Genomic DNA, 26627 nt, shown 5'->3' with positions numbered 1-26627 from the left:
AGCCGCTTTACATCATTAACAAGGCTTCACATTTTAGGGGCTTTTCAAAGCCAAAGCACTTGTTTAACCTGTGGATTCACCTTTTTTCATTCCTGAGAGGCTGCGAAATTCGCCGATGACCACTTCCTCTTCCTTGCCGCTGATCCTGGCCGGCCCGATATTGCGCCACTGCGACCGGGACCATTTCACCCTCTGGTGGGTCAGCAGCAAGCCGCTGAGCCCGCAACTGACGCTTAAGTTGAGTCACAAGTCGGCGCCCTTGCCGCTGAATGAAGAGCAAGTGCACAAAGTACAACTGGGTGAACATGCCTGGCAGTATCTGCTGCACCTGGAGGTTCCCGGATTGCTGCCCCAAGGGCAAGCCGTGGGTTACAGCCTGGAAGATGCCGATGGTCAGTCGCTGTTCGCCGGTATCGAAGGCCTATGTTATCCGGGCAAAGCCTCTCCCGAACTGGTGCTGCAGCCCAGGCTGGATCGTTTGCTGCACGGCTCCTGTCGCAACCCGCATCATCACAGCGGCGACGCACTGGTGGCGGCCGATACTCAGCTGGAACAGAACAATGCCCCGGCCGAGCGCCCGGCGCTGTTGATGCTAAGCGGCGATCAGCTCTATGTCGATGATGTGGCCGGCCCCACCCTGGTGGCCATTGCCCAGGTAATCGCGCTGCTGGGACTGAAACAGGAAAGCTTTAGCGACGCCCCGCTCAAAGACTCGGCACAGATAGATTATGGCCCAGACTCCCTCTACCTGCGGCCGAAACAACTCTTGCCCCGAACCCAGTATCCGGCCAAGACTGCGCTCTGGCACTGGTATATCAACCACCCCATATTCACCTCCTCGATGGCAGAAAACCATCTGCTGAGCTTCGCCGAAGTTACTGCCCTGTATCTTTTAATCTGGTCGCCGGAACTGTGGCAGCAACTGGAACTGCCGCAACAGTTGCCCGGGCTGAACGGTAAACGGGCACAGGAGTGGCAGAACCAGTGGCAACACTTATTGGAGTTCAAGGCGGGCCTTGGCAAGGTTAGGCGCCTTTTGGCGCATCTGCCCACCTATATGATTTTCGATGATCATGACATTACCGACGACTGGAACCTGACGGCCCGCTGGGAAGAGGCCGCCTATAGTCACGCCTTCTCCAAGCGCATCATAGGCAATGCCTTGCTGGGGTACACCCTGTTTCAAGCTCTCGGCAATCAACCCAAGAGGTTTACCGACTTTTTCGAAGATCTGAGCGGCCTCTATCTGGCCGACAGCGAGCGCCAGGATGCCCTGATAGACAAGCTGCTCAAGTGTGAGAACTGGCACTACACCCTGGATACTCACCCCAGAATGGTAGTACTGGATACCCGTACCCGCCGCTGGCGCAGCGAATCCAACCTGGCCAAGCCTTCCGGACTGATGGACTGGGAGGCGCTGATGGATCTACAACAGGCGCTGCTGGGGCAGGATAAGGTCATCATAGTTTCGGCGGCGCCGATTTTCGGGGTCAAGCTGATTGAGGCTGTGCAGCGCACGGCCACTCTCATCGGTGCTTCGCTGCTGGTGGACGCCGAAAACTGGATGGCACACCCCGGCGCCGCCAACGCCCTGCTGTCGATCTTCATGCACAGACGTACCCCGCAGGAGTTTGTGATCCTCTCCGGCGATGTGCACTACTCCTTTGCTTATGACATAGGGATCCGCTTTCGCCGTGCCAGTCCCAACATCTACCAGATCACCGCCAGCGGCATCAAAAATCAGTTCCCGGAAAAGCTGCTGCCTGTGTTTGATAAGCTCAACGGTTGGCTCTATGGGCATTTCTCGCCGCTCAATCTGCTGACCAAACGCAAACGCATGTCGATCCGCGGCCGCCGCCCCAATGGAGCCCCCAGCAAGCGCCTGGTCAACCAAAGCGGTATCGGCCTTCTGGAACTGGCAGAAAACGGCGCCCCCAAGCGGATAGCCGTACTGCACGCCGATATGAGCCTGACCGAGTTTCAAGCCCCCAAAGACAGTCGCGACTGAATCCCGGGGAGCGGATTTTGATCTGCCCGGCTTGGTGACAAGCCGGCTCAGGTTATAATGCAGGCATTCATCCCGGCTCAGACTCACGATGCAATACCGACATATAGACTCATCCAGACATCTAGAACTGCGCGAATTTTATATAGATAGCGTGCTTTTGGTGCGTCTGTACTCGGGTCGTGGCTGGGTCAGTATCAATGGTGAACGACTGAACGTAAACCAGGATACTCTGCTGATCATTCCCCGTTTTGCCCATATCTCCTGTCATATAGAAGCGGCGCAGCAACCGCTGACGGTGCAAACGCTGACGCTGGATGAAGCTTTGCTGGCAGAGTTGGCCGTCGACTATCTGCCGGGCCAGTGTCAGATAGATGGCCACAATCGCCGCTACGCCCTGAATACGCCGGATGCTGCCAGGGACAACTTTGAACTGCTGCGGCTCACCCATGAACTGGTGAGCCAAACACCTCAAGCTCCCTGCCTGCTGCGCCAATGTCAGTACTTTATCCTCAAGGCGATACTGGCCGCCGGAGTCGATCTGTTCAATACCCTCAGAGTCAAATATGACGAATCCAGGGAAAGGGCGCTGGCACGCCTGATCATGACAGATCCCGGCCATAAATGGACCCTGGAACAAGTCGCCGCCCGTCTGTATACCAGCCCGGCCACGCTCAGGCGTCATCTGCAACAGGAAGGCTACAGTTTCAGTAAATTATTGCTGGAAGTGCGCATGGGGGTAGCTCTCAACTATCTGACCTTCACCGACTTCCCGGTCAGTCGGGTCTGCAAGCTGTCCGGGTTTCACAGCCCGGCCTATTTTTGCGACAAGTTCAAGCAGCATCAGGGAATGACACCGCTGCAGTTTCGCAGCCATTCCCGCAGCGGCAACGACATTCTGGCACTGTTTGCCCTCAAGGATAGCGGCTCACCTGGACACAGACGCCCATCGCTGGTGCTGGCGAAAACTCCGGAAACAACAACTGCGAAATAAAATGAGCAGATAACGAAATGAATTCGCTTGGGCGACTCTTGTCGCCATGCTTGACTGCCCCTATGATCTCAGGCGTCCGTCGACCTTTCTCTCTTCGCCCTACCGCGTAGTTTTCTGCGGTGCATCCAGGGCGTGGTCGACGCCGAACTGATCGAAATCGAGTCCAACTTTCAAACAACTAAATGCCTTTTGACAATTCCAGGGCAGGGGTAAGTGTGTCTGTAATTCCTGTAACGCATGCCAACTGGCGTGCCCGACTCTATCTGCGCTATGGCCCCAGACGGGGGCAAACCCGGCTGCTGCAAAGGGAACAGTTTGGTCCCTTGCTGGTGCAACGCCCGTTTCAGGCCGAAGCCGGAGTCTGCCACACCTATCTGTTACATCCACCGGGCGGTGTAGTCGGCGGCGACCAGCTGCAGATCATTATCGCCGCCGACAGCGGTGCCCACAGTCTGGTAACCACTCCGGGCGCCGGTAAGTTTTACCGCAGCGGCGGCCAATACGCGGCTCAGCAACTGCAACTGCAAGTGGCCGATGGCGCCCTGCTGGAATGGCTGCCCCAGGAAACCCTGTTTTTCCCCGGCGCCTGTGCCCGCCTGGAAACCCGCATAGAGCTGGTCACAGGTGCACGCTTCATCGGCTGGGAGATGCTCTGCTTCGGTCGCCCTGTGCTCAAGGAGCGCTTCAGCCATGGCGATATCCGCGGCCGCAGTCAAATTTATCTGGATGGCGAGCTGCGCCTGTCTGAAGGCCTGTTTGTGCAGCAGGCCGGCAACCCTGAACAGTTGGCAGGATTACAAACCTATCCCATGCAGGGCAACTGCTACGTTTTCCCCGCCGATGCGCAGTTACTGGCGTTGGTACGCCAGGCATTGACTGCCTTCGCCGCAGACACAAGCGATTTTGAATACGGTGCCACCCTGGTAGACGGCATTCTTTGTATCCGTTTGCTGGGACACCAAACCGAAGTGCTGATGACGGCCTTGATTGCCGTCTGGCAACAGATCCACCAACACTGGCACGGACGTCTGCCGCAGCCGCCAAGGATTTGGGCGACCTGATAGCGAGACCAGAAGATGGAATTGACCCCAAGAGAAAAAGACAAACTGTTGTTGTTCACCGCCGGGCTGGTGGCCGAACGTCGCCGGGCCCGAGGCCTGAAGCTGAACTACCCGGAAGCGGTAGCCCTGATCTCCTGTGAAATCATGGAGCGGGCCCGTGACGGCAAGACAGTAGCCGAATTGATGAACTACGGCCGCACCATACTCAGTGCCGAGGATGTGATGGAAGGCGTCCCCGAGATGATCAGCGACATTCAGGTGGAATGCACCTTCCCCGACGGCACCAAGTTGGTGTCGATCCACGAACCGATAATCTGATTGGAGGCAGCGGATGATCCCGGGCGAATACCGCCTCAATGAGGCACTGGGCGACATTGAAATCAACACTGACCTGCCCAAGTTGAAAATTTCGGTGGCTAATCTGGGTGACAGGCCAATTCAGGTCGGCTCGCATTTCCACTTTTACGAGGTCAACCCCCAACTGGCGTTCGAGCGCGAGCAAACCAAGGGGTTAAGGCTAAATATTCCGGCCGGCATGGCAATCCGTTTCGAGCCCGGCCAGCAAAGAACCGTGGAGCTGGTGCCCTTTGGCGGTCGCCGGGCCATCTATGGTTTTCGCGGCGCCATTATGGGCGCACTGGAGGCAAAATGAGCAAGTTATCACGACGGGCCTACGCCGACATGTATGGCCCAACTAAGGGCGACCGGGTACGGCTGGCCGACACTGAGCTCTTCCTCGAAGTAGAGCAGGATTACTGCCGTTACGGCGAAGAGGTCAAGTTTGGTGGCGGCAAGGTGATCCGCGATGGCATGGGCCAGAGCCAGGCACTGGCGGCCGACTGTGTCGACTTGGTGATCACCAACGCCCTGATCTTGGATTACTGGGGCATAGTCAAGGCAGACATAGGCATTAAAGACGGCCGCATTCAGGCCATAGGCAAGGCCGGTAACCCAGATGTGCAGGATGGTGTCAACATAGTAGTTGGCCCGGCAACCGAAGTGGTGGCCGGTGAAGGCAAGCTGGTCACCGCCGGAGGGGTGGATACCCATATCCACTTTATCTGCCCACAACAGGCCGAAGAAGGTCTGGTCAGTGGCGTCACCACTTTTATCGGTGGCGGCACAGGGCCTGTGGCCGGCAGTAACGCCACCACAGTCACTCCGGGGATCTGGAACATGCACCGGATGCTGGAAGCCGTGGACTCACTGCCAATCAACATAGGCCTGTTCGCCAAGGGCAATGTCAGCAATAAGGAAGCACTGCGGGAACAGATAGCGGCCGGTGCCATGGGTTTCAAGATCCACGAGGACTGGGGGGCTACGCCAGCCGCCATAGATCATTGCCTGCAGGTGGCCGATGAGATGGATGTGCAGGTAGCCATTCACTCGGACACACTCAACGAAGCCGGCTTCTATGAAGAAACCATCAAGGCGATCGACGGCCGGGTCATTCATGTGTTTCACACCGAAGGCGCCGGTGGCGGCCATGCCCCGGATGTGATCAAGTCAGTAGGAGAAGCCAATATTCTGCCGGCCTCCACCAATCCCACCATGCCTTACACAGTCAACACTGTGGATGAGCACTTGGATATGCTGATGGTCTGTCATCACCTGGATCCGGCCATTCCCGAAGATGTAGCCTTTGCCGAGTCGCGCATTCGCCGTGAGACCATAGCCGCCGAGGACATACTGCATGATCTCGGAGCCATCTCAGTGATGTCCTCCGACTCCCAGGCCATGGGCCGGGTCGGGGAAGTGATAATGCGTACCTGGCAATGTGCCCACAAGATGAAGCTGCAGCGCGGGCCTCTGGCGGGAGACACGGAGCACAACGATAACCAACGCATTAAGCGCTATCTGGCCAAGTACACCATCAACCCGGCGATCGCCCATGGCATAGCCCATGAGGTGGGTTCGATAGAGCCGGGCAAACTGGCCGATATCGTGCTCTGGGATCCGGCATTTTTCGGGGTTAAACCCGCACTGGTGCTCAAGTGTGGCCTGACCGCTTACGCCCCTATGGGCGACATCAATGCGGCCATCCCCACTCCGCAACCCGTGCACTATCGCCCCATGTATGCCTGTTTTGGCCAGGCGCTGCACAGCAGCTCCATGCTGTTTCTGTCCAAAGCGGCCATCGCAGCGGATATCCCAGGTAAGTTGGGGCTCAAGAGTCGCATAGGTGAAGTGAGGGGCTGTCGCAACATAAGTAAAAAACAGATGCTGCATAACGACTATACCCCGGAGATCCAACTGGACTCCCAAACCTATGAAGTCAAGGCCGATGGTATGCCGCTGGTGTGTGAACCGGCCACTGAGTTGCCCATGACCCAGCGTTACTTCCTGTTCTGATATACAGGCCTTGAAACCAAGAGGAGCAAGTTTAGATGATCCATTTCTGTCAACGCCTGGAAGCCGATGAATGCCAACAGCTCCCGACACTGCAGCTGTGGCTGTCGATGGATGAGCGGGTTCGCAGCCGCCAAAGAGTGACCTTGAGTGACGGCAGCGAAGCCGGATTGTTTCTGCCACGCGGTACTGTCCTCAAAGAAGGCGATATTCTCAAGGCAGAAACGGGCGAGTTGGCCAAGGTTTGTGCCAAGGCCGAGAACCTGTCCGTGGTCAGCAGTTCAGACCCACTGCTGCTGGCTCGTGCCTGCTATCACCTGGGGAATCGTCATGTGCCGCTGCAGATAACCCAAGGCCAATGCTGTTACCTGCACGATCATGTTCTGGACGAGATGATTAAGGGACTCGGACTCACGGTCAGCTATCGCCAGGACAAGTTCCAACCCGAGGCGGGAGCCTATGGTGGCAGTGCCCACGGCCATAGTCACGGTAATAGTCACGGTAATAGTCACGGTAATAGTCACGGCAATAGTCATGGGCACTATCACGGACATGGTCACGACCACAGCCATGAGCACTAATATCAACCCAGGCCGGGTTCCAGCCCATGGGCAGCAGGGCCTTGAGCCTCAGACCAAGGTCCCCGGCGAGCTTGGCCGCTTGCGCCTCTATCAGTTGGTGAGTCCGTCTCTGCCTGTGGGGGGCTTTACCTATTCCCAAGGACTGGAGTGGGCCATAGAGCGGGGCTGGGTCAAAGACCCTGTCACCCTGGGACACTGGCTGCAAAACCAACTTAAAGACAGCCTGGCCACCTTGGAGCTGCCCTTGCTGATGCGTCTGTGTCAGGCGCTGGCGCAAGAACACATCTCTGCGGCGAGCGACTATTGCCGATTACTGCTGGCCAGTCGCGAAACCGCAGAACTAAGGCAGGAAGAACGCCAGCGCGGTCAGGCCTTTGCCAAACTGCTGCCACAGCTGGGGATCCCACTTGCGCCCGAGGAGCGGGAGCTGGTGCTGCAAACCCAACTGGCGGCCTTTGCCCTCGCAGCCAAACACTGGCAACTGCCGACATATGAACTGTGTGAAGCCTATTGCTGGAGCTGGCTCGAAAATGCCGTCACTGCCGGCGTCAAGCTGATCCCCCTGGGACAGAGTGCCGGTCAGCAGCTGTTGCTGCAACTGAGCGCCGAGATCCCCGAGGCGCTGCAAAAGGCGCAAGACTGGCCCGAAGCCGATATCGGCAGTTATACCCCGGCACTGGCCATTGCCAGTGCCCGCCATGAAACCCAATACACCCGACTGTTTCGTTCATGAGAGAAAATATGCAAACAACCAAACAACCTTTGCGCATAGGCGTTGGCGGCCCCGTTGGTTCGGGCAAGACAGCACTGTTGGAAGTTCTGTGCAAGGCGATGCGTGACAACTACAACCTGGCCGTGGTCACCAACGATATCTATACCCAGGAAGACGCCAAAATTCTCACCCGCGCCGAGGCCTTGAGCGCCGACCGCATAATAGGCGTGGAAACCGGTGGCTGCCCCCATACGGCAATTCGCGAAGACGCCTCTATGAATCTCGCGGCAGTGGAAGAACTGACGGCGCGCCATCCCGGCCTGGATCTGGTCTTTGTCGAGAGTGGCGGCGACAACCTCAGTGCCACCTTCAGCCCGGAACTGGCAGATCTGACCATCTATGTAATAGATGTGGCCGAGGGCGAGAAGATCCCCCGTAAGGGCGGCCCTGGCATTACCCGCTCCGATCTGCTGGTGATCAACAAGATAGATTTGGCGCCCTATGTCGGAGCCTCGCTGGAAGTGATGGCCGAAGATACCACCAGAATGCGCCCCAACAAGCCTTGGGTATTTAGCAACCTCAAGCAGGGGCAAGGGGTGGCTGAAATCATCGACTTTATTGTCACCCAAGGCATGCTGGATCAGCACTGAGCCTGAGCAGTGCCTGCCACCTGGGCAGGCACTGTTTTTGATATCCAGTCCTTTAGGTGGCACGCCGACCGGCTTGTGGCATACTCAGGCGAAACCACCTTGGGAGCCTAAGATGCATCTGTGTCACTGCCAACTTGAGCAACATGGCGAGGCGATACGCGCCATCTTCAACCATGCCATTGCCCATACCACAGCCCTTTATGAATATCAGCCCAGGAGCGAGCAGCAGATCCGCGACTGGTTCGGCGCCAAACAGCAAGGCAACTGGCCGATTCTGGGCGCCGAGGATGAGCAGGGGCAACTGTTGGGATTTGCCAGCTTCGGCCCCTTTCGCGGCTATCCGGCCAACCTCTACTCGGTGGAACATTCTGTGTATGTGCACCCGGAGCATAGAGGCAAAGGGGTGGCGCGCTTTCTGATGCAGCATTTGATAAACCAGGCCCGGGAGCGCGGCATACGCACCATGGTGGGCGCCATAGATGCCGGAAACCAGGCCAGTATTGCCCTGCACCTGAAGTTGGGGTTCAAACACTCAGGCACCCTGCCTCAGGTGGGTTATAAGTTCGACCGCTGGCTGGATTTGGCGTTTTATCAGCTTATGCTGCCGGGACCTGCCGAGCCCTAACCCTTTCGGGCACGAGTCGATTTTCATCTTATGCCACTGAAAAAATTCATCATTCCCGGGCAATCCGCTATCTGCGTCGCCATCTTCAAGATTTTCCGTATTCCGCTCAACAACTGAAGCTTGCCCATCGTAGTGCTCTGTGGAGTAGTACTGATAGCCACCTTGATTTGTTGATGAGCTACAGCCATCCCCATACCGCCATGGGTAGCCAGATGTACATCACCACCCCGCGGAGCCCCTCAGTGCGCGGCAAGGTCATAGATGTGCCCGTCACCCCCAACAAACTGCTAAAAGAGGGCGAGTGGCTGTTCCGGGTCAATCCGACTCCTTATCAAACAGAAGTCACCCGGCTGTAAGCCAGCCTGGAGCAGGCCAAACAGGCGGCATTGGGGCTTGACGCTGTCTATAAGGCCGCCGAGGCCAGTCGCATCAAGGCCGAGCTGATCTTCCGCGCTCTGCCGGGCAAGGTGTTTCAAGCCGAAGTGGTCGAAGTGCTGCCGGCCATAGGTGAATCTCAGGTGCAGGCGCAGGGGCAGCTCTATGGCTCGTCACAAATTCGCCTCAACGGCCGACCTCTGGTGAAACTCAAGCCGCTGGATGACCTGAGTCAGTATCATTTGCCACTGGGTACCAATGTGGAGATCGCCATCTATTCCGATAGCTTTGAGCATGTATCAATCATGCGTAAAGTATTGATAAGGATGAAAAGCTGGCAGAACTATCTCTATCTGGATCACTGATACTCCTTATCGACGCGCAAACCTTTGGCAAGAGTAAAAAGCCCCAGGAACACTCCCGGGGCTTTTTTGTATCCCATCTCAGCCGATGGCGGCCTCGGGAGCCGCCTGGAAACGCCTGGCGTGGTAGAGGCAGAAGAGTGCAAACCAAGCGGCACTCACCAGGAAACCGGCCAGGGTGGAATGCAGCAGCCCCATGGCCAGATAACCCAGCGCTGCCCCGAAGGCGACGGTCAGGGCATAAGGCAACTGGGTCAGTACGTGGTCTATATGGTGACAGCCGGCACCGGTGGCCGACAGAATACTGGTACTGGAGATGGGCGAACTGTGATCGCCAAACACAGCGCCGGCCAGCACAGCCGACAGCATGGGCAGCAGGAGTTGAATATCGCTGGCGGCAGCCATATCACCGGCGAGCGGCAACATGATACCAAAAGTGCCCCAGCTGGTGCCTGTGGCAAAGGCCATGGCGCAGGAGAGCACAAACACCACCACAGGCAGCAGCCCTGTGGGCAGGTTGCCGTTAGCCAGGCTGGCGAGATATTTGCCGGTTTCCATGTCACGCACCACGGCGCCTATGGTCCAGGCAAACAGCAGTATGTTGATCGCCGGCAACATGGCCATGATGCCTCTCGGGGCGGCGCGCAGCCAAGTGGAGATCCCAAGGCCGAGACGCAGGGCCAACAGGCCGGACACCGCCAGGCTGCAAAGAGCGCCATAAACCAAAGATGAGCCCACATTGGTATGTTCAAAGGCGCCCAGCACGCTGAAGGCCTGACCATTGGCGGCCAATACCTGGGCCCCGGAGTCCAGCATAAAATAGATACTCGCCGCCGTCAGTGTCACTATCGGCAACACCATATCCAGCATGCCGCCGCGGCTGTCGGCCGGGGCTTCCATATCCAGCCCTATGGGCCTGCCCTTGGATTCATCCCAGAGCTTACCTTCGAGCGCCCGCTGCTCATGCTGTCGCATCGGCCCAATATCCAGTTGGAAAGCGATCACCACCACCACCATGATCAGGGTAAATACCGCATAGAGGTTCATGGGGATCATCTGCACAAAAGCGGCGATCGGGCTCTGCTCTGTCACCCCATGGGCCACGAGTATGCCGCCCACCAGGGCGATGATATAGGCTCCCCAGGAAGAAATGGGCATCAATACGCATACGGGCGCCGCAGTCGAGTCCAGCAGATAGGCCAACTTGGCGCGGGAGATCTGGAATCTGTCGGTCACAGGGCGGCAAATGGGCCCCACCGACAGGCTGTGGAAGAAGTCGTCAATAAAAAAGGCAAACACCATCAAGCCGGTGAGCGACTTGGCGCCCTTGCGGCTCTGGCAGCGCCTGGCGGCCCATTCGGCGAAGGCCCGGGTCGCACCCGAGGCGGTCATCAAGCTGATAAGCCCACCCAGCAGCAGCATAAACAGCAACATATTCAGGTTATCGCTGTTGGGAGCACCATCGACCCAGAAGATTTTCAGCACACTGTCAAACAGGTAGCGCAGCGATTGCAGCGGTGAAAACTGCTGCAACATCAGGCTGCCGGCGACTATGCCTACCCCAAGGGAGAGCAGTACTCTACGGGTGATGATCGCCAGCGCAACCGCCAGCAGAGGAGGAACTATGGACCAGGGAGAGTCCGCAAAATGCATGATATTCATGATCTCTTTACACCAAGAAAGGTGGAGATCTACCGATAGGATCGAAGAAACTCAGACCAAGGAGGGCAGAAACTTCTCAGCTCCTTCAGGTAGCGCTCCATAGTGGATGACTATGGCAGTCCTGCACCTGTTAGATACAGAACCAGCAGCTAGGTTTGATGGCCTGGCTACTTCGGCGCCGACTCCTTTCCCCGGGCCTCAAAGGCATCACCCTCTTCCCGGTTACTTTTAGGCAGCGCGCCTCTACTCAAAGGTATTCGACTGGCATTCTAACTATCACAGCCCCAATAGCAAGCCGGATTGCGCCTCTGGCGGTAAATATCCCGCTAGGCGGGCATTAAGCCCAGGGGAAGTGACTCATGTCACGGCCTAGCAATACCGGCACCGCTTGTTCACGAGCCACGGTTAAAAACTGCTTCGCTCCATCAGCGAGCCAACGGCTCTCACCCGAATGCTTACCTCAGTCACGCAGCTTGTAGCTGACCTCGACCCTGTCGGAGAAGGTTACCTGGCCATACTCATAGCTCTGGTTGATAGCGCCTTCGGCCATCATGGCGGCCTTGTACATCACAGGACGCACCGGGCCTTGGTCGAAATAACGAATCGACCAGACGCCATCGAGTTTCTCGCCGAATCCGGCCGCCAGCTCACTGGCCTTTTGCTTGGCATCTTCAATGGCCGCCTGCCGCGCCTGCTTGCGCATCTCGGCTTCTTTACTGGACTTAAGGTTGATCTGGTTCACCTTGTTGATCCCGCCTATTAACGCCGAGTCCAGTATGGGATTGAGCTGATCCAACTGTTTCACCAACACTGTCACACTGCGACTGGCGCGATACCCCTTGAGCTCGGGCGCCTTGTCCTTAAGGTAAACATACTCAGGTTGCAGATTCAGATTGGCGGCGGCAATCGACTCCTTGGCGACCCCGGCCTTGAGCAGGCGCTCGATAAAAGCGGCCACAGCCTTGTCGGATGCGGCCTTGGCCGCCTTGGCATCAGATTCGCTTAATGACACTTCAACATGGATTTCGGCCATATCGGGCTCAACCTGTATCTGGCTGACGCCTGTGGTTTCCAGCAGAGGTCTATCCTGAGCCAGTACTGAGTGGCTCATCAGAGTAGCGGGTAACAATGCGCCTATCAGCGCCAGATTCAGCAGAGATTTTTTCATCTTGGTTCTCCAAAAAGTTCGCTTTCGTTGACCATAGAAACGCAGCCGGCTGACAAAAGGGTTAAAAAAATCAAAAAATTTTTCAACGACGTTTTGAAGCGGCAACCGAGATGGCAACATAGAACATAAATTAGCCAGCCCAACTGTACCTTTTCTATGGCTGAGGTATAATCGCCGCCAATTTTACCGGCACCCAAGCGTGCTCCATCAGCTTTAGCATTGCGGAAAACAGCTCTTGAAGAAATCAGTCGACATTTTTGATCCCAAGCAGACCACGACTCTGGACACTCCGGCCAAGACTCTGGCACAGGAAAACAGCCCTGCCGAGGCCCAAACCAGCGGCAATCGCATCGGCTTTGTCAGCCTGGGCTGCCCCAAAAACCTGGTGGATTCCGAGCGGATCCTCACCCAACTGCGCATCGACGGCTATGAGGTTACCAACAGCTATGACAATGCAGACCTGGTAATAGTCAACACCTGTGGCTTTATCGATGCCGCGGTGGAAGAGTCGCTGGAAGCCGTGCGTGAAGCGCTGGAAGAAAACGGCAAGGTGATAGTCACCGGCTGCCTGGGCGCCAAGGAAAACCAGATCCGCGAAGTGCATCCGGATGTACTGGAGATCACCGGCCCCCACAGCTATGAAGCCGTGCTGAACCATGTGCACAAATATGTGCCCAAGCCGGAGCACAACCCCTTCACCTCGCTGATCCCGCAAGCCGGCATTAAGCTGACCCCCAAGCATTATGCCTACCTGAAGATTTCCGAAGGCTGCGACAACCGCTGTACCTTCTGCATCATTCCGGCGTTGAGGGGCGATCTGGACAGCCGCAGTGTCGGCAGCGTGCTGGATGAAGCCAAACGCCTGGTGGAAAGTGGCGTTCAGGAAATTCTGGTCGTCAGCCAGGACACCTCGGCCTACGGCAAAGACAAGGGCGGCCGCACCGATTTCTGGAACGGCATGCCGGTGAAGCAGGATATCACTACCCTGGCCCGCCACCTGGGCAAGATGGGTGTGTGGGTGCGCCTGCACTATGTCTACCCTTACCCTTGGGTCGATGAGCTGATCCCGCTGATGGCCGAAGGACTGATCCTGCCCTATCTGGATCTGCCACTGCAGCACGCCAGCCCTCGCGTGCTCAAGATGATGAAGCGCCCCGGCCGGGTCGACCGCCAGTTGGACGCCATCAAGAAATGGCGTGAAATCTGCCCGGATCTGGTGATCCGCTCAACCTTTATCGTCGGCTTCCCCGGTGAAACCGAAGAAGATTTCGAAATCCTGCTGGACTTCCTGCGTGAAGCAAGGCTGGACCGAGTGGGCTGCTTCAAGTACTCGGAAGTCGATGGCGCCGTGGCCAATACCTTGGCCGAGCTTATCAGTGAAGAGGTCAAGCAGGACCGCTATGAGCGTTTCATGCAGGTGCAGGCCGAGATCAGTGCCGAGCGGCTGGCGCGCCTGGTAGGCCGTGAGCTGGATGTCCTTATCGATGATGTGGACGAGGAAGGCGCCATTGGCCGCTGCTATGCCGATGCGCCTGAAATCGACGGCATGGTATTCTTAAACGGAGAAGTGGAACTAAGCCCAGGGGACATGGTGCGCGCACTGATCACTCATTCTGATGAGCACGATCTGTGGGCCGAACTGGTGCAGATGCCGGAATAAACTCTCCCAACACCTTGGAGAAACCTTTCTTGAGGTGTCAGCAGGGTGAAAAGATTAGAGTCATAAAATCAAAAGGGGCAACACCCTGTTGCCCCTTTCCATTGCGTCCTTTACGACTGTATGATCCTTTGCCCTTCTTCGGCTTCTCGCTGCGACAGCGAAACAGTGAACTGGTCACCACCGCCTTGAGGGCGTTATCTTTGATCTGTCCACGACCGGATTCATGCTCCAGCAGTGCGGTCTGCTTAATATGTTTGGCCATATCGGCTCCTTATTTCAATTGGATGAGACTTGCCCAGCCATACCGGACAAAAATCGCGCAAATATTATCCTCTTTTATTAAAATAACCAAGTATCGGCTCCAGGAAAATATCACGAGTATTTTACCTATGCTAGCAACCCGCCGTATTATTCAGCCTGCGTTAGCCCCACCCGGAGGAGTTATTCTTTGATCATCAAGTTCTGTTTGACACTGCTGACGCTCGTTTGTGCGGCACAAGTGTTTGCCACAGAAAATTGTGAGTTAACCATGGGATATCGCACCAACGCCCGGCCACCCTATATTGCTGAAGCACCGGATAACAGCGGCCTCTATCTCAACCTCTATCAAGAGGCAGCAGCGAGAATAGGTTGTAGTCTTAAGGTAGTGCGAGCACCGAAAAAGCGTATTCTACGGGAAATCGCCAAGGGCAATATCGACTTTTACCCTGGGTTGGCCTTCTCCAAAGAACGCCACAACTATGCACATTTTATCGTTAACGGCCTGTCTGAACGCTATATAGGCGTCAGCCGCGACGACTTGACTGACATCACTTCGCTGCAGCAATTGGTGGATAAACAATTGGTGCTGCTGATCTCCCCCGGTAGCTATCAGCTGGGTGGTTTACCAAACAAATTGATAGTGCGCAAGCCACCGGACATGAGCACAGACTCCGCGATAGCCTTTCTCACACAGCATCAAGGGGATTTCTATGTCTACGATGAATCAACCCTGAGGTACTGGCTGCAAAATCATCCTCAGCACGGGCTAAAACTGCATCCCAACTGCTGCGATAACTGGCGGCCAGGTCACCTGGGCTTCTCACGCAAGAGCCGTTATTTCAGCGCCGACGTAAACCCCAATTATGTCGCCGCCAAGCCGATATCCATTGACAACAGCCCTTGGGAATTACAAGCAGGCAGCATAGCCTACGCACTACAGCAAGTCTTGTCTCAAATGGCCAACAGCGGGGAAACCGAGCGGCGTTATCAAGACTATATGCAACAGGTATCACAGCCTGCTGCGACGCCTTAGTTCCCCTAAGCCTAAACAAGGGCTCTAGTCCCTGTGGTTCAGCCTGAGTCCAGCATGCCAGGGGTACACTGGCGTTTTTGGCCGTAAAGAGTTAATCAGATGTTTTCCCGTAAGCCGTTAACGCCACAGGCACAGTTGGACTTGGCCATGAACTTGATGGCCGAAGAGGAACAGCACTTGAAAACCGCGCTGGAACTGGTGCTGCTCAGCAGTCAACAAGCGATAAACAAGCGCCTGCAGCGGGCGAAAATCGATGCCGAAATCTTCCCGCCGGTTCACCGGGACTATCTTAATGCCATGGCACTGCAACATATGTTCACCATCTTGCATCAAGGGGATGAACAGAGAGCCCACAGTATCTGCAATAACTTAAAAGAGCTCAGCCAATATCTGCCACTCAACTTTGAGGATAGTGACTCGGGTGAGGAAGCATATCACCCTGCATGATGCCCAATAAGCCCGTAACGTTTTGATAAAAATGAACATGCCCAAAAGCCCGCATTGACAGCGGGCTTTTTCCAAGCGTTTTTAGCCGTTTGCCAACTCAGTTACCGGCTATCTTCATCTCATCGAGCAATATTGCCCCGGTACGTATGCTGGAGCGCAGATCCCTGTCGCTGGAAACCGCCTGCATAGAGCGGTACATCTGCTTCAGGTTACCGGCTATGGTGATCTCCTCGACCGGGAACTGGATTTCGCCATTCTCGACATAGAAACCGGCTGCGCCGCGGGAATAGTCGCCGGTAACCATATTCACCCCTTGACCCATCACCTCTGTGACTATGAGCCCGCGGCTCATGGAACGCACCAACTCATCAAAACTGTGGCCGGTATCGGCCAGCGTCCAGTTATAGATGCCGCCGGCATGGCCGGTATTGACCAGTCCGAGCTTGCGCGCCGAGTAACTGGTCAGCAGATAACTCTCCAGTGTGCCGTCACGGACTATGTCCCGCTCACGGGTCGCGACCCCTTCGCTGTCGTAGTTGGCACTGGCCAGGGCACCTTTGAGATGCGGCTGCTCGGCAATGCTTAACCATTCGGGGAAAATCCGAGTGTGGATAGCATCCTGCAGGAAGCTGGACTTGCGATACAAGCTTGAGCCACTGATGGCGCTGACCAGATGTCCCACCAGACCTGTGGCCACTTCCGGCGCAAACAGCACGGGCAGTTTGCCGGTTGCCAGTTTGCGGGCACCGAGACGGGCAACCGTCTTATCGGCGGCCTTAATCCCCACCTGCTCCGGGCTCAACAAGGCGTCGAAGCGGCGGTTGATACCATAGTCATAGTCGCGCTGCATATCGCCGTTGTCTTCGGCGCCAATCACCACACAGCTGAGGCTGTAGCGCGAGCTGCAGTAACCCTGCAGGAAACCATGGCTGTTGCCATAGACCTTGACGCTGTTGTGGGCGTTGGCACTGGCACCATCCGAATTCTTGATCCTCGGATCTCTGTCCAGCGCCGCAGCTTCGGCGCGAATGGCCAACTCGGCTAACTCTTCCGGGCTGGTGTGACGGGGATGATAGAGATCCAGATCGGGAAAATCTTTCGCCATCAACTCAGGATCGGCCAAACCGCTGGCAGGGTCTTCACTGGTATAGCGGGCGATACCATCGGCGGCCTTAACCGCCTGGCGAATCGCCTCCGGCGACAGATCCGAAGTGGAAGAGCTGCCCTTGTGTCCATCGCGATACAGGGTGATCCCCAGCGCGCCATCCTTGTTGAATTCGACCGTTTCCACCTCCTTGAGGCGAGTGGAAACACTCAGACCCTGTTGCTTGCTGATGGCCACCTCGGCAGCACTGGTGCCCAGGCTATTGGCATACTCCAGCGCCATCGCCACCGCGTCTTTCAACGCACTCAGTTCACTATCAATAAAATTTGCAGACACAGGTTTACTCTTGAATTGGCTAAACTGCCCCTAGCATAACAAAAGCCGGCTTTATTCACATAACCACGACAGATCAATTTTGCTGCCGTAGAAGACGAAGCGCCAAGGGGGATGCTACAATCAGCGCCAGTATCAGAGGAAAGACTTTATGAAAATAGTTGGCGATTCAGAGCATTTTAAACAGCCTTATGATGAGGACGAGGACTATATCAGCAAGACCTCGCTCAAACGCGACAGTGAAGAGGCTCAGGATCTGGGCAAACAGCTGGCAGCGCTGAGCAAGAGTCAGTTGGCCAAAATTGAGCTGGGTGAGTCCCTGTTTGATGCCATCATGCAAACCAAGAACATCAAGCCCAATACCGAGGCCTTCCGTCGTCAGTTGCAGTTTATCGGCAAGCTGATGCGCAACGAAGATCTTGAGGCGATTCAAACCTCGCTTGAGCGGGTGCTGAACAAGAACAACGAAGCGGCCGCCAAGGCCCAGGTATTTGAGAAGTTGCGTGACCGTTTGCTCAATGGTGGCGATGCCGAAGTGCAGTCCCTGCTGGAAGAACATCCGCAACTGGACAGACAAAAACTCAGGCAACTGGTGCGTCAGGCCAATAAGGAACTGGCCAAGGGGCCTCAGTCCAAGTCCTCTGCCGAGCTGTTCAAGTATTTGCGCAGCGAACTGGAAAACTGATCCCGTAATTCGCACTGTATAAAACTGCCGTTCTTGGAGTTTTGATGTTATGTATAAGCATTAATACTCATATAGTTAACACGGCGATATATTCTTCTGTTTAGGTGCCAGTTTATCACTGTGATACTCTGTCACCGAACAGTGAGTTTCACCCTCACCGGCTCCCTATCCCCTATAGGCTTAGTCCACTTCTTCGTGATGTGAATCAAGGCGTGATCGGCACACAACAAACCGCTTTGTAAGCTTCGCCCTCTTTCAATGAGGGTGCCATGAGTAGCTATTCGCATCTTCCCGAACGCTTCAGCTAACATAGAAAAACCCCACTAACAAAGTTAGTGGGGTTTTGCGTCAGCTCCCGGAAACCGTTAAGCCTCTATAGCTATTGGCATTGAGTTCCATGAGCTGACTTAGGTTATTGCGATAATCTATGCAATAACTTAAACCGCTGACTGGAAGATCACTTCACCGGCCTTCTTGGTGTAAGACTCCAGTTGGTCGAAGTTCAGGTATCTGTAGGTATCGGCCGCTGTTGCGTCCAGTTCCTTGGCATATTCCTGATACTCTTCAGGGCTTGGCAAACGTCCCAACAGCGCTGCAACGGCAGCCAGCTCGGCAGAGGCCAGGTACACATTGGCCCCCGTACCCAGGCGGTTCGGGAAGTTACGGGTAGAAGTCGACACCACGGTCGCACCTTCAGCAACCCGCGCCTGGTTACCCATACACAGAGAACAACCGGGGATCTCAATACGGGCACCGACGCGGCCGAAGATACCGTAGTAACCTTCTTCGGTCAGCTGATCCTTATCCATCTTGGTTGGCGGAGCAATCCACAGACGAGTAGGCAGCGTCTTGGCGAACTTGTCCAGCATCTTACCCGTGGCGCGGAAGTGGCCTATGTTGGTCATACAGGAACCGACAAACACTTCATCAATCTGAGTGTTGGCTACCTGAGACAGCAATACGGCGTCATCGGGATCGTTCGGTGCACACAGAATAGGCTCTTTGATCTCATTCAGATCGATCTCAATAACCGCTGAATACTCGGCATCCTTGTCGGCTTCCATCAGTTCAGGGTTCGCCAACCACTCTTCCATGCCCTTGATACGACGTTCTATGGTACGACGGTCGCCGTAGCCTTCGGCAATCATCCACTTGAGCATGACTATGTTGGAGTTCAGGTACTCGATGATAGGATCTTTATCCAGCTTGATGGTACAACCGGCGGCAGAACGCTCGGCAGACGCATCAGACAGTTCGAATGCCTGCTCAACCTTGAGGTGCTCCAGACCTTCGATTTCGAGGATACGGCCGGAGAAGATATTCTTCTTGCCCTTCTTCTCAACGGTCAGCAGACCCATTTCGATGGCCTTGTGCGGAATCGCATGCACCAGATCACGCAGAGTGATACCAGGCTGCATCTTGCCCTTGAAGCGCACCAGCACAGACTCAGGCATATCCAGTGGCATAACACCGGTAGCGGCGGCAAAAGCCACCAGGCCGGAACCGGCTGGGAAAGAGATACCGATAGGGAAACGGGTGTGCGAGTCACCACCTGTACCTACGGTATCGGGCAGCAGCATGCGGTTCAGCCAAGAGTGAATAACACCGTCACCTGGACGCAGGGAAACACCACCGCGGTTCATGATGAAGTCAGGCAGAGTGTGGTGAGTATTTACGTCAACAGGCTTGGGATAGGCGGCAGTGTGACAGAAAGACTGCATGGTCAAATCAGCACTGAAACCGAGACAGGCCAAGTCTTTCAGCTCGTCACGAGTCATAGGGCCGGTAGTGTCCTGAGAACCGACAGAAGTCATCTTGGGTTCACAGTATTGGCCAGGACGGATACCTTCTACGCCACAGGCCTTACCTACCATCTTCTGCGCCAGGGTGTAACCCTTGCCGGTATCGGCAACGTCACCTGGACGCACGAAGACATCGGAGGCTTCCAGACCCAGAGCTTCACGGGCCTTGTCGGTCAGACCGCGGCCGATGATCAATGGAATACGGCCACCGGCACGCACTTCGTCCAGCAGCACATCAGTCTTGAGTTTGAATTCAGAGATAACTTCGTCGCTATCGTGACGGGTCACTTTACCGGCATAAGGGTAGATGTCGATAACATCACCCATCTCCATATTGCCCACATCCAACTCAATCGGCAGAGCACCGGCATCTTCCATGGTGTTGAAGAAGATAGGAGCTATCTTGCCACCGAGGCAGAAGCCACCGGCACGCTTGTTGGGCACGAATGGAATATCATCACCCATGAACCACAGCACAGAGTTGGTCGCCGACTTACGGGAAGAACCTGTACCTACCACGTCGCCCACATAAACCAGTGGGAAGCCCTTGGTTTTGAGTTCTTCAATCTTCTTGATTGGCCCTACTACGCCTGGCTGATCCGGCTCAATACCGTCGCGGGCGTTTTTCAGCATCGCCAAGGCGTGCAGTGGGATATCGGGACGTGACCAGGCATCAGGAGCCGGAGACAGATCGTCGGTGTTGGTTTCGCCTGTGACCTTGAATACGGTCAGAGAGATTTTCTCGGCCAGCTTGGGACGGCTGAGGAACCACTCGGCATTGGCCCAGGACTCAACCACTTGCTTGGCATAGGCGTTACCCGCCTTCATCTTCTCGACCACATCGTGGAAGGCATCGAACATCAGCAGGGTGTGGGACAGAGCCTTGACCGCCAGCGGGGCCATCTGCTCGTTGTCCAATTGGCGGATCAGGGGTTCGATATTGTAACCGCCCTGCATGGTGCCCAAGAGTTCCAGCGCACGCTCGGCGCTCAGGATTGGCGATTTCACCTCACCCTTGGCAACGGCATCCAGGAAACCGGCCTTAACATAGGCGGCTTCATCAACACCTGGGGGAATACGATTTTCGAGCAGGTTAAGAATAAATTCTTCTTCGCCTGCAGGTGGGTTTTTCACTAATTCAACAAGCTCAGCCACTTGATGTGCATCCAATGGCTTAGGGACTACGCCCTCAGCAGCACGCTCTTCGACGTGTTTACGATATGCTTCTAGCACGGCAACATTCCTCTTTGTTAGGCGCTCTTACGACTGCACGTCTTCATGAATGAAGCTGACAGCCCCACAGGATCGACCCGTAAATTCCGGCCTGCAGTATACTACAGCTTTGCAAAAGTATGAATGAGATCACACTAAGGCAACTGAGAAATCGTGGCAAAATCCCAAGGTCGGCAACACACTAAGCCCCTCATTAAACAAAGGAAATTAGACAATAGTTTGAAAAAATGATTTTTTCATTTAAATACAAATAATTAGATTGTAGTAATCGAATTAAATTCAAACGCCTTCAGCCAAGCATCCCAGCCGGGATAATTTTGCATCCCGAGGCCGATTTTCGTTATCCTGCGTCCAAATCCGCGCCGTTTTTGAGACTTTTCCATGCAAGCACCCGCAATACAGGCCGTTATTTTCGATATGGATGGGATATTAATTGACTCAGAGCCCGTCTGGCAGCAAGCCGAGTTTCAGGTTTTACACTCGCTTGGAATGAGCGTCAGCCGCGAGGCCATTGCGCTCACCACCGGCCTGCGAATCGATCAAGTGGTGGACTTCTGGTTACAGCGCTTTCCCGAGGTCAAAGTAGATCCTCAATATATCGCCGATCAAATCATCGCGGCGGTAATCGCCTATATCCGCCGCGATGGCAAACCCATGCGCGGTGTTGTCGAAGCCCTCAGCGCCTGCCGCAGCCGAGGTCTGAAAGTGGGTCTGGCCACCTCTTCCTCCTGGGATATTATCGATGCCGTGCTTGGCAAACTCGCCATAACAGAAGCCTTCGATGCGATACAATCGGCTCAGGATTTTCCCCTCGGTAAACCCCACCCTGAGGTTTATCTCTCCTGCGCCGCCAAACTGGCGCTGGCGCCGAGCCGCTGCCTGGCGGTGGAAGATTCTTTCAACGGCCTGATAGCCGCTCGCGCCGCCAATATGCAGACCTTAATAGTCCCGGCAGCCGAGCAGCGCCAGGATCCCCGCTGGGCTGCGGCGCATTATCAAGGTGATAGCCTGGAAGCCCTGCCGGCACTGCTTGATACCCTATAAACCACCAGATACAACAGAGCCAGGCATCTGCCTGGCTCTGTTTTCTGGATAATCCGCCTTACCAGATCTTCACTCTGTCCTCTTCCGACAGATACATCTTGTCAGTCGGCTTGAGGTCGAAGGCTTTGTAGAAACCTTCCACGTTGCGGGGAGTACCCATGGCGCGGTAGTGGCTGGGTGAATGGGGGTCAGTCAGCAGACGACGTCCCAGCTCCTCATCACGGTAGTTGCGGCGCCACACCTGTGACCAACCGACGAAGAAACGCTGATCGCCGGTCAGGCCGTCCATTACCGGCGCTTCTTTACCGTTGAGGCTCAGGTGATAAGAGCGCAGGGCAACAGTCAAGCCACCCAGATCGCCTATGTTCTCACCCAGAGTCAGGTCACCGTTGACGAACTTGCCAGGCAGAGCTTCAAACTGGCTGTACTGGGCAGACAGCTGCGCACCGCGCTTCTGGAACTCTTCGCGGTCTTTGTCTGTCCACCAGTTGCGCAGGTTACCGTCGCCGTCATACTTGGCGCCCTGATCATCGAAACCATGGCTGATCTCGTGGCCAATCACCGCGCCTATGCCACCATAGTTCACCGCGTCATCGGCTTCCATGTTGAAGAAAGGCGGCTGCAGAATGGCGGCCGGGAACACGATTTCGTTCATCACAGGGTTGTAGTAGGCGTTCACCGTTTGCGGTGTCATGTGCCACTCAGTGCGATCGATTGGCTTGCCCAGCTTAGCCAGCATGTCCTGATACTCGAAACGGGCATAACGCTGATAGTTCCCCACCAAATCGTCGGCCTTGATCTCCAGATTGCTGTAGTCCTTCCACTTGTCCGGATAACCTATCTTGTAAGTAAACTTGGACAGTTTTTCCTGAGCCGCTTTCTTGGTCTCGGGTGTCATCCACTCCAGCTCATTGATGCTGACTTCAAAGCCCTTGATCAAGTTTTTGATCATCGACTCCATCCGCGCCTTGGCTTCCGGCTGGAAGTGACGGGCTACATATTCTTTACCCACCAGCTCACCAATCACTTGGTCGGCGCCATCGACGGCCCGCTTCCAGCGCGGTTTTTGCTCCTGAATACCCATCAAGGTTTTGCTGTGGAAATCAAAGTGCAAATCGACAAACTGCTGGCTCAGCAAACCGGCGTAGGAGTCCACCAGATGGAATGCCAGGTAGTCTTGCCAGGCTGAAACAGGGAACTTGCCGAACTCGGCGCCCAACTTCTCAAAGTAGGAAGGTTGACGCACTATCACGTCCTGAGTCTTGCCGCTTAGACCGGCCGCCTTGGCGAAACCGTCAAAGTCGAAGCCGCCCATCAGCTGCTGCAACTCTTTCAGGCTCATCTTATTGTAAGCCTTGTTGGCATCACGGGACTCGACCCGGCTCCACTGGCTCTGGGCGATAAAGAGTTCAATGTTGGCGACATTGGCTGCAGCGGCATCGGCGTGCGGGTAACCGGCGGCACTCATCAGGTTGCGAACATATTCACGCATCGCTTCGCGATTGGCGACAAACTTGGGATCATCCTTGAGGTAGTAATCACGATCCGGCAGTGTCAGGCCGCTCTGGTACAGGTAAACCCCGTATTGGCTGGAATTCTTGGCATCGTTATTAACGTAAAAACCAAAGGGAATGCCGGAGCCATCGGTCAACAGTTTGCCCATCAGCGCGGCAACATCGGCATGGCTGGCGGTTTTGGCGATATCGGCCAGTTGTCCCTTGAGCGGCGCAATCCCCAGTTGGTCAGCAAGAGTGCTATCCATATAGGCGGCATAGAAATCGCCTATCTTCTGCTCCACCGAACCTTCAGCTTTATTAGGCTTGGCGGCGGCTTCTTCGATAATCTGTTTCAGGGCAGCCTGGCTTTCTTCATAGAGCACAGAGAAAGCACCATAGTTGGATTTGTCGGCCGGAATAGGCGTAGTAGCCAACCACTTACCGTTGACGCTATAGTAGAAATCGTCCTGATGACGAACCTGGTGGTCAAAGTTCTCCAGCTCAATACCGGAGGCCTTTTTCACTTCTGCTTGCGACTGCGGCGCTTGCTGGCTGGCACAGGAAGCCAGACCAAGGCTGAGGGCGATGCCCAGTGCCAGGGTGGTTATTTTGCTCATTTTCTTTCCCGAATTTGTGATTGTTCAGATAGTTATATTGTTACAAAGATACCAGCTTCAAACCTTAGCACTCCCTGTGACCAGTCTGTAGTGGATTTTTGTAAATAACTATGAACACCACTGACCTGGTCAACAATAAGACTTAGAAGTTTTTGCCGAGAAACAGGTAAACCGCCTTTTCACCGTTATCACTGAAACCAAAGCCGATCGCGGCAGGGCCCAGCTGAGTCTCTGTCCCCAGATACAAACTGCTGGAATAGATGAGATCGTTGAACATCACATGCTCATCAAGACCCCAAACGTTACCCGCTTCCAAACTGGCTCCCAAGTAAAGCGGAAAGTCCTTCATCCCCAGCGCATCACGACCGAGATCGTACTGATAAATGAAGGCACCGAACACCTTTTGGGCGCCGGCAATAGAATTCTTGTGGTAGCCGGAGAGATTAAGGAAACCGCCGAGGTCGGATACATAGAGAGTAAAGTTGCCGTCTTTATCCACGTTTGCATAGGATGCCTTACCCACAAAAGAGTGGCTGCCAACACTGACTACCCCTTTCCAGTCGGCTTCTATCTGGAGCGAACGTTCCGGATCCGTCTTGAACTCGCCGTCTTCATACTCTTCATTACGCAAATAGATATTCAGAGTAAAACGGTTACCTGAGGTGGGGAAACTGATGCTGTCCAGGGTATCGTAGCCGAGCTTCAAATAGGCGCCATAGGTGTTGAACTTGAGATCATCGAAGAAGGCCTCGTTGGAGACCACTCCCGACTCACCCGTCAGCCCCAGCTCAATCCGGCCCTGTTTGACATAGTTGTACCCCAAACCCAGGTCGACTCTGTGACTCTTGCGATCCAGCTCAAAGTAAAGCTTGTTGGCATCAAACACATCCCAACCTTTGATCTCGTATTGATATCGGGCGCGGGCATAGAACTGCTGATCTTTGTCCAGAGGTTGGTAAAATTCGGTACCGAGCAGCTTCTCGAAGCCCATCTTGAGCTCGTTGCGCCATTCACCACCGTTTTCGGTCAAGTCCGTCATGGTCACGGCACCATCCAGGGTTACTGCCGAATCCAGTGAGAAATCGTCCTCCCAATTCAAGCCAAACTGGAAATAGTTAGGCCCCCAGGACTTAGCCTTGGTAGTTACGGTTAACACCCGGCCCTCATCAGTATCCTGAAACTCGGCACTGACCCGTTCAAACTTGTTCAGTGAGTATAACCGCGCAATACTCTCGTCCAGTTGCTGTTTGGTAACTCTGTCACCCAATTCGATACCCAAAGTATCACCCAGCAGAGAGTCACTGACCTTGGACTGATTATCAAAAACTATCCGGGTAACCGGGCGCTCCAAGTTATCCAGCCAATCACGACTGGCTTCGCGTTTTTGCCGGACATAAGCATGATATTCCTCAGGAGACACGGCTAACTGGCTCAATCTGTCGGTGTACCGTACAGCAGCTGTCACCCCGGCTTCCAATGCCTTGGGCATATCGGCGAAATCTGTGGTGCTGAGGTTGTCGATAGCCGGGCGGATCAGGATATCGTCCTTGGTCAACAAGACCTTTTGCCGCTCTGTGCTGGCGTTGGTCAGCATGGTAGACAGCTGATCCAATACCGCTAAGGTGCCGTTAAGCTTCTCCCTTTTCACCAAAGGCGAACCTATATCGACGGCGATAATCACATCGGCCCCCATAGCCTTGACCACATCCACCGGCATATTGTTGGCAATACCACCATCCACCAGCAACTTACCATCGATTTCAGCTGGTTGCAGCGCTCCCGGCACTGTGGCCGAAGCCTGCATCGCCTGCACCAGGCTGCCACTGCTGATCACTACCGGCAGACTGGTTTCCAAATCTGTCGCCACCGCCCGATAGGGAATGGACAGCTCGTTGAAACTATTGAACTCCCGCACCAGATCTGTGGTGTTGCGATACAGTTGCGACATGGTTTGCCCAAGGAGTACGCCACTGGGCGACTGTACTTCACCATCACGGATCCCCAGATTGAGCGGAATATTGTATTGGTCTCTTTGCTGTTTATCACGATAACTCATGGCCTGGCGCGGAATAGTGTCCGAGTAACCCTTGGACCAATCCTCATTCATCATAATGGTTTCAATTTCTGTGGCGCTGTAGCCAAGCGCATAAAGGCCGCCGACATAGGCGCCTATGCTGGTACCGGCAACATAATCGACTGGAATATTGTTTGCCTCGAGCATCTTAAGCACCCCAACATGTGCCGCGCCCTTGGCGCCCCCGCCACTGAGTACCAGGCCTACCTTAGGACGTTCGGCCGCCACCGCAGCCACACTCAACAAAGTGCCAATCAAAACCAGTAAGCGCAGAGAGGGTTTCATACCTAGCA

At 55.1% G+C, this 26627-nt stretch carries 24 protein-coding genes and 1 riboswitch; of the genes, 17 read left to right on the top strand and 7 right to left on the bottom strand.

The genetic code is table 11. The features are described from left to right. Window positions 1–115: 115 nt before the first annotated feature. The 12 genes from WKR14_RS02225 to WKR14_RS02170 all read left to right on the top strand — a co-directional run bounded on the left by WKR14_RS02225 (window position 116) and on the right by WKR14_RS02170 (window position 9717). The gene (locus WKR14_RS02225; RefSeq protein WP_339087289.1) at window positions 116–2008 is read left to right on the top strand and encodes an alkaline phosphatase D family protein; all 1893 of its coding nucleotides are present in this window, start codon (window positions 116–118) and stop codon (window positions 2006–2008) included. Between the two features lie 88 nt (window positions 2009–2096). After that, entirely contained in the window at window positions 2097–2999 is a 903-nt protein-coding gene (locus WKR14_RS02220; RefSeq protein ID WP_339087288.1) for an AraC family transcriptional regulator, read from the top strand. A gap of 215 nt (window positions 3000–3214) precedes the next feature. Beyond that, window positions 3215–4060 (top strand): urease accessory protein UreD, encoded by an 846-nt coding sequence (locus WKR14_RS02215; RefSeq protein ID WP_224865829.1) that lies wholly within the window; start codon window positions 3215–3217, stop codon window positions 4058–4060. Between the two features lie 15 nt (window positions 4061–4075). Then, the gene (gene ureA / locus WKR14_RS02210) at window positions 4076–4378 is read left to right on the top strand and encodes an urease subunit gamma (protein WP_039033550.1); all 303 of its coding nucleotides are present in this window, start codon (window positions 4076–4078) and stop codon (window positions 4376–4378) included. A 13-nt stretch (window positions 4379–4391) separates the two neighbouring features. Further along, window positions 4392–4712, top strand: coding sequence for an urease subunit beta (locus WKR14_RS02205; protein ID WP_101055978.1), 321 nt, complete (start codon window positions 4392–4394; stop codon window positions 4710–4712). After that, window positions 4709–6412 (top strand): urease subunit alpha, encoded by a 1704-nt coding sequence (ureC, locus tag WKR14_RS02200; RefSeq protein WP_146509064.1) that lies wholly within the window; start codon window positions 4709–4711, stop codon window positions 6410–6412. The genes WKR14_RS02205 and ureC overlap by 4 nt, the downstream gene beginning before the upstream one ends. A gap of 35 nt (window positions 6413–6447) precedes the next feature. Then, window positions 6448–6990, top strand: a complete 543-nt coding sequence (ureE, locus tag WKR14_RS02195; protein WP_234554885.1) for an urease accessory protein UreE — start codon at window positions 6448–6450, stop codon at window positions 6988–6990. Continuing rightward, complete coding sequence (locus WKR14_RS02190; protein WP_339087725.1) at window positions 6872–7723, top strand: urease accessory protein UreF; 852 nt, start codon at window positions 6872–6874, stop codon at window positions 7721–7723. The genes ureE and WKR14_RS02190 overlap by 119 nt, the downstream gene beginning before the upstream one ends. A gap of 8 nt (window positions 7724–7731) precedes the next feature. Further along, the gene (gene ureG, locus WKR14_RS02185; RefSeq protein ID WP_101055974.1) at window positions 7732–8352 is read left to right on the top strand and encodes an urease accessory protein UreG; all 621 of its coding nucleotides are present in this window, start codon (window positions 7732–7734) and stop codon (window positions 8350–8352) included. 112 nt (window positions 8353–8464) lie between these two features. Next, window positions 8465–8977: a GNAT family N-acetyltransferase gene (locus tag WKR14_RS02180; RefSeq protein WP_226563566.1), complete on the top strand. Its 513-nt coding sequence runs from the start codon at window positions 8465–8467 to the stop codon at window positions 8975–8977. 173 nt (window positions 8978–9150) lie between these two features. Then, the gene (locus WKR14_RS02175; RefSeq protein ID WP_224865825.1) at window positions 9151–9333 is read left to right on the top strand and encodes a hypothetical protein; all 183 of its coding nucleotides are present in this window, start codon (window positions 9151–9153) and stop codon (window positions 9331–9333) included. Between the two features lie 30 nt (window positions 9334–9363). Continuing rightward, complete coding sequence (locus WKR14_RS02170) at window positions 9364–9717, top strand: hypothetical protein (RefSeq protein ID WP_261384488.1); 354 nt, start codon at window positions 9364–9366, stop codon at window positions 9715–9717. Window positions 9718–9795: 78 nt separating this feature from the next. Here the strand turns inward: WKR14_RS02170 and WKR14_RS02165 are convergent, their stop codons facing one another. Both WKR14_RS02165 and WKR14_RS02160 read right to left on the bottom strand, forming a co-directional pair. After that, complete coding sequence (locus WKR14_RS02165) at window positions 9796–11376, bottom strand: Na+/H+ antiporter NhaC family protein (RefSeq protein WP_215773868.1); 1581 nt, start codon at window positions 11374–11376, stop codon at window positions 9796–9798. An 82-nt stretch (window positions 11377–11458) separates the two neighbouring features. Beyond that, window positions 11459–11630, bottom strand: a riboswitch (Lysine riboswitch). A 206-nt stretch (window positions 11631–11836) separates the two neighbouring features. Then, window positions 11837–12544 carry an oxidative stress defense protein gene (locus WKR14_RS02160; RefSeq protein ID WP_025010213.1) on the bottom strand — a complete coding sequence of 236 codons (708 nt, stop codon included), beginning with the start codon at window positions 12542–12544 and terminating at the stop codon, window positions 11837–11839. 235 nt (window positions 12545–12779) lie between these two features. On the opposite strand from WKR14_RS02160, the gene rimO reads away from it, so the two are divergent. Next, window positions 12780–14204, top strand: coding sequence for a 30S ribosomal protein S12 methylthiotransferase RimO (rimO, locus tag WKR14_RS02155; RefSeq protein WP_339087284.1), 1425 nt, complete (start codon window positions 12780–12782; stop codon window positions 14202–14204). A gap of 37 nt (window positions 14205–14241) precedes the next feature. Here the strand turns inward: rimO and WKR14_RS02150 are convergent, their stop codons facing one another. Next, entirely contained in the window at window positions 14242–14466 is a 225-nt protein-coding gene (locus WKR14_RS02150) for a ribosome alternative rescue factor ArfA (protein WP_096141104.1), read from the bottom strand. A 186-nt stretch (window positions 14467–14652) separates the two neighbouring features. Between WKR14_RS02150 and WKR14_RS02145 the strand changes: the two genes are divergently transcribed. Next, window positions 14653–15498, top strand: a complete 846-nt coding sequence (locus tag WKR14_RS02145; protein ID WP_101055970.1) for a substrate-binding periplasmic protein — start codon at window positions 14653–14655, stop codon at window positions 15496–15498. Window positions 15499–15597: 99 nt separating this feature from the next. Then, complete coding sequence (locus WKR14_RS02140; protein WP_101055969.1) at window positions 15598–15945, top strand: hypothetical protein; 348 nt, start codon at window positions 15598–15600, stop codon at window positions 15943–15945. A gap of 97 nt (window positions 15946–16042) precedes the next feature. Here WKR14_RS02140 and pmbA read toward each other — a convergent pair whose 3' ends face one another. Then, complete coding sequence (pmbA, locus tag WKR14_RS02135) at window positions 16043–17386, bottom strand: metalloprotease PmbA (protein WP_082050256.1); 1344 nt, start codon at window positions 17384–17386, stop codon at window positions 16043–16045. A 148-nt stretch (window positions 17387–17534) separates the two neighbouring features. Here pmbA and yjgA point away from each other — a divergent pair, with 148 nt between their 5' ends. Next, window positions 17535–18068 (top strand): ribosome biogenesis factor YjgA, encoded by a 534-nt coding sequence (yjgA, locus tag WKR14_RS02130; RefSeq protein WP_101055967.1) that lies wholly within the window; start codon window positions 17535–17537, stop codon window positions 18066–18068. 437 nt (window positions 18069–18505) lie between these two features. Here yjgA and acnB read toward each other — a convergent pair whose 3' ends face one another. After that, the gene (gene acnB / locus WKR14_RS02125) at window positions 18506–21103 is read right to left on the bottom strand and encodes a bifunctional aconitate hydratase 2/2-methylisocitrate dehydratase (RefSeq protein WP_101055966.1); all 2598 of its coding nucleotides are present in this window, start codon (window positions 21101–21103) and stop codon (window positions 18506–18508) included. Window positions 21104–21484: 381 nt separating this feature from the next. On the opposite strand from acnB, the gene hxpB reads away from it, so the two are divergent. Next, window positions 21485–22147 (top strand): hexitol phosphatase HxpB, encoded by a 663-nt coding sequence (gene hxpB / locus WKR14_RS02120; protein ID WP_339087283.1) that lies wholly within the window; start codon window positions 21485–21487, stop codon window positions 22145–22147. 58 nt (window positions 22148–22205) lie between these two features. Here hxpB and WKR14_RS02115 read toward each other — a convergent pair whose 3' ends face one another. Both WKR14_RS02115 and WKR14_RS02110 read right to left on the bottom strand, forming a co-directional pair. Further along, on the bottom strand, window positions 22206–24260 hold the full coding sequence (locus tag WKR14_RS02115; protein ID WP_224865819.1) for a M13 family metallopeptidase: 2055 nt from the start codon (window positions 24258–24260) through the stop codon (window positions 22206–22208). A 142-nt stretch (window positions 24261–24402) separates the two neighbouring features. Then, window positions 24403–26619, bottom strand: coding sequence for a patatin-like phospholipase family protein (locus WKR14_RS02110; RefSeq protein ID WP_339087282.1), 2217 nt, complete (start codon window positions 26617–26619; stop codon window positions 24403–24405). Window positions 26620–26627 lie beyond the last annotated feature (8 nt).

Origin of the sequence: Shewanella chilikensis (assembly GCF_037953065.1) — a bacterium.
GTDB classification, from domain to species: Bacteria; Pseudomonadota; Gammaproteobacteria; order Enterobacterales; family Shewanellaceae; genus Shewanella; species Shewanella chilikensis.
Note: the sequence above shows the minus strand (reverse complement) of the source record. Positions and strands in the feature narration are given on the sequence as shown.

What these genes read in the sequence shown, in the direction of transcription:
- WKR14_RS02225 (WP_339087289.1), top strand. Translation starts at nt 116, where the DNA reads ATGACCACTTCCTCTTCCTTGCCGCTGATCCTGGCCGGCCCGATATTG.
- WKR14_RS02220 (WP_339087288.1), top strand. Translation starts at nt 2,097, where the DNA reads ATGCAATACCGACATATAGACTCATCCAGACATCTAGAACTGCGCGAA.
- ureA (WP_039033550.1), top strand. Translation starts at nt 4,076, where the DNA reads ATGGAATTGACCCCAAGAGAAAAAGACAAACTGTTGTTGTTCACCGCC.
- WKR14_RS02205 (WP_101055978.1), top strand. Translation starts at nt 4,392, where the DNA reads ATGATCCCGGGCGAATACCGCCTCAATGAGGCACTGGGCGACATTGAA.
- ureC (WP_146509064.1), top strand. Translation starts at nt 4,709, where the DNA reads ATGAGCAAGTTATCACGACGGGCCTACGCCGACATGTATGGCCCAACT.
- ureE (WP_234554885.1), top strand. Translation starts at nt 6,448, where the DNA reads ATGATCCATTTCTGTCAACGCCTGGAAGCCGATGAATGCCAACAGCTC.
- ureG (WP_101055974.1), top strand. Translation starts at nt 7,732, where the DNA reads ATGCAAACAACCAAACAACCTTTGCGCATAGGCGTTGGCGGCCCCGTT.
- WKR14_RS02180 (WP_226563566.1), top strand. Translation starts at nt 8,465, where the DNA reads ATGCATCTGTGTCACTGCCAACTTGAGCAACATGGCGAGGCGATACGC.
- WKR14_RS02175 (WP_224865825.1), top strand. Translation starts at nt 9,151, where the DNA reads ATGAGCTACAGCCATCCCCATACCGCCATGGGTAGCCAGATGTACATC.
- WKR14_RS02165 (WP_215773868.1), bottom strand. Translation starts at nt 11,376, where the DNA reads ATGAATATCATGCATTTTGCGGACTCTCCCTGGTCCATAGTTCCTCCT.
- WKR14_RS02160 (WP_025010213.1), bottom strand. Translation starts at nt 12,544, where the DNA reads ATGAAAAAATCTCTGCTGAATCTGGCGCTGATAGGCGCATTGTTACCC.
- WKR14_RS02150 (WP_096141104.1), bottom strand. Translation starts at nt 14,466, where the DNA reads ATGGCCAAACATATTAAGCAGACCGCACTGCTGGAGCATGAATCCGGT.
- WKR14_RS02140 (WP_101055969.1), top strand. Translation starts at nt 15,598, where the DNA reads ATGTTTTCCCGTAAGCCGTTAACGCCACAGGCACAGTTGGACTTGGCC.
- yjgA (WP_101055967.1), top strand. Translation starts at nt 17,535, where the DNA reads ATGAAAATAGTTGGCGATTCAGAGCATTTTAAACAGCCTTATGATGAG.
- hxpB (WP_339087283.1), top strand. Translation starts at nt 21,485, where the DNA reads ATGCAAGCACCCGCAATACAGGCCGTTATTTTCGATATGGATGGGATA.
- WKR14_RS02115 (WP_224865819.1), bottom strand. Translation starts at nt 24,260, where the DNA reads ATGAGCAAAATAACCACCCTGGCACTGGGCATCGCCCTCAGCCTTGGT.
- WKR14_RS02110 (WP_339087282.1), bottom strand. Translation starts at nt 26,619, where the DNA reads ATGAAACCCTCTCTGCGCTTACTGGTTTTGATTGGCACTTTGTTGAGT.